Annotated in this window: 2 protein-coding genes; both read left to right on the top strand. The window is 60.8% G+C overall.

Features of this window, described 5'->3' with window-relative positions; genetic code table 11:
• Nucleotides 1-44: 44 nt before the first annotated feature.
• Nucleotides 45-1,397, top strand: a complete 1,353-nt coding sequence (locus NW815_RS13910; RefSeq protein ID WP_414389321.1) for a TldD/PmbA family protein — start codon at nucleotides 45-47, stop codon at nucleotides 1,395-1,397.
• A 152-nt stretch (nucleotides 1,398-1,549) separates the two neighbouring features.
• Nucleotides 1,550-2,388 (top strand): glutamate-cysteine ligase family protein (locus NW815_RS13905; protein ID WP_414416143.1); only part of this gene is annotated, 839 nt, incomplete at its 3' end.

Raw genomic sequence — 2,388 nt, 5'->3', positions numbered from 1 at the left:
GAGCTTATTATTGACTAGAGTCATGCTCTTGCCATCTCACTTTTATGCCCAGCTCCATCATTTCCCCGGAAAACCTGCTGGATCTTTGTGAACAGGGTGTACACAAGGCATTGGCTGCTGGAGCCGACCAGGCAGAAGTGTTTGCCAACTCAGGCCGGGAAACGGAAGTCACTTTTGAGAAAAATGACCTCAACCTGGCCCGCAGCAGCAGCGAGACCCTGTTCGGCATCCGGGTTTTCTGCGACGGCAGGCTGGGCTTTGCCACCTCCAACCGCCCGGAAGAGCTGGCCGAGACGGCGGCTGAGGCTGTGACCATGGCCAAGGCTTCGCCGGCGGATCCCCTCAACGGGCTGCCGGAGCCCCAACCTTTGCCCCAGGTGCCCTTTGCCCTCGACCCAGGCCTGCTGGAACTGGATGCCGCCACCCTGACCCAGTTGGGATCCCAATTGCTGGAGTGGGTGCGCTCCAAAGACCCTCGCATCACCATCGACAGCGGCTCCCTCAGCGTGGAGGAAGAGACCCTGGCCATTGCCTCTTCCACCGGCATCCGGGCCAACTACCACAGTGTCGAGGCGGGGGGATCCCTGTTTGGCATGGCCATCGACGGGGACGAGGTGGGCAGCTTTGCCTACGACGGCGACAGTGTGCAGAAGCGGGCCGATCTCATCCCAACGCTGGAGCGGGCTTTTGATCGCTTTGTCCAAAAATGTGTGGGGGCGCTGGGGGCTACCGAAGGGGAGAGCTTTCGCGGCCCTATCATTCTCCCTCCAGATGTGGTGGAGGACTTCCTGGGGGATCTCCTCTTTGTCTTGGGGGCAGATGCGGTGCGCAAAGGCAAAAGCCCTCTGGCGCAAAAAATGGGATCCCGGATCGCCAGCCCGTTGCTCACCGTGGTTTCTGAAGGCCTGGGCCTGCCCGGCTACCCCATTGAGCCCTTCGACCGCGAAGGGATCCCTCGCCAAATCACCCCCTTGGTTCACGAAGGGATCCTCTGCAACTTCATGTACAACAGCTACGAGTCCCGCGCTGCTGGCGTTTCCTCCAACGGCCATGCCACAGGGGGAGCAGGCAGCCTGCCGGGAGTAGGGCCGGCTTGCCTGAGGGTGGCCCCAGGGACAACCCCCCTGTCCGAGCTCTACGCGATGGATCGGGGAGTTATCGTCACCCGCCTCTCCGGCAGCAGCAACCCCATTACCGGTGACTTTTCTGGGGTGGTGAAAGGGGGCTTCTTGGTCAAAGGCGGCGAGAAACGCCCCATCCTGGAGACCACCATTGCCGGCAATCTCTACGATTGTTTGCGCAATATCTCCGCCATTTCCCAGGAAGTAACGGTTTTCAACGGCACGGCTGCCTTTCCCGCCCTGCGCATTGAAGATGTATCCATCACTGCGGGCTAAGTAAAGCTAGGGGTGTCGAGATCCCGGCAACAGCGATTAACCTCATTCCCAAAAGCTGCGGAGTTGTTCCCATGGGCCAGGAGATCACCTGCCTCCGTTTTGGTACTGCAGACTTTGCTCAGTTTGCAGCTCGGCTCCAGCAAGAGACGAAGTTGCTCGAGCGCTGGTTGGCCGGTGCGCCGGGGCTGGATCCGGCTTGTCAGCCCTTTGCCCAGGGATCCCCGGTGGGCGGGTTTGAGCTGGAGGCATGGCTGGTGACCCCTCAGGGAGATCCGGCCCCGATAAACTCAGCCTACCTGGAAGCGGTGAACGATCCGCTGGTGGTGCCGGAACTGGCCCAGTTCAACGTGGAGATCAACAGCCGGCCCCAAGTTTTGACCGGCTTGGCTCTGCGGCAGTTTCAGCAAGAGCTGGGCCAAACGTGGGATCGCTGTTGCCAAGTGGCCGAACACTTGCAGGCGGGGTTGATGATGATCGGGATTTTGCCCACGGTGCAGCAAAAGCAACTGACCTTGGAGATGATCTCCCCCCGCAAGCGTTACCTGGCCCTCAACGAGCAGATCCTGAACTTGCACCGGCGTGAGCAATCCCAAGCGATCCCTTCCCTGGGGCTAGATATCGAAGGACCGGCTGGGCGGTTGCGGGTTACCCACCCGGACATCATGCTGGAGGCGGCGACCACCTCCTTTCAAATCCATCTGCAGGTATCCCCCCAACAGGCGGCCCGTTACTTCAACGCTTCCCTGCTCGTGTCAGCCCCCTTGGTGGCGCTGGCGGCCAATTCTCCCTACCTATTCGGGCACAACCTGTGGGCAGAAACCCGCATCCCTTTGTTCGAGCAGGCCCTAGATGGGCCACCCCCCCTTGCCCCCACCCACTACCCCCGCGTCACCTTCGGGCAAGGGTATGTCCAGGGATCCCTAATGGAGCTGTTCTGGGAAAACCTGCATCGCTACCCGGTGGTATTGCCACAAAGGTTAGCCACTTCCCC

The organism is Synechococcus sp. R6-7, assembly GCF_047461695.1.
Taxonomy (GTDB): domain Bacteria; phylum Cyanobacteriota; class Cyanobacteriia; order Thermostichales; family Thermostichaceae; genus Thermostichus.
Note: the sequence above shows the minus strand (reverse complement) of the source record. Positions and strands in the feature narration are given on the sequence as shown.

Coding starts and splice junctions, on each gene's coding strand:
- NW815_RS13910 (WP_414389321.1), top strand. CDS start 45: ATGCCCAGCTCCATCATTTCCCCGGAAAACCTGCTGGATCTTTGTGAA.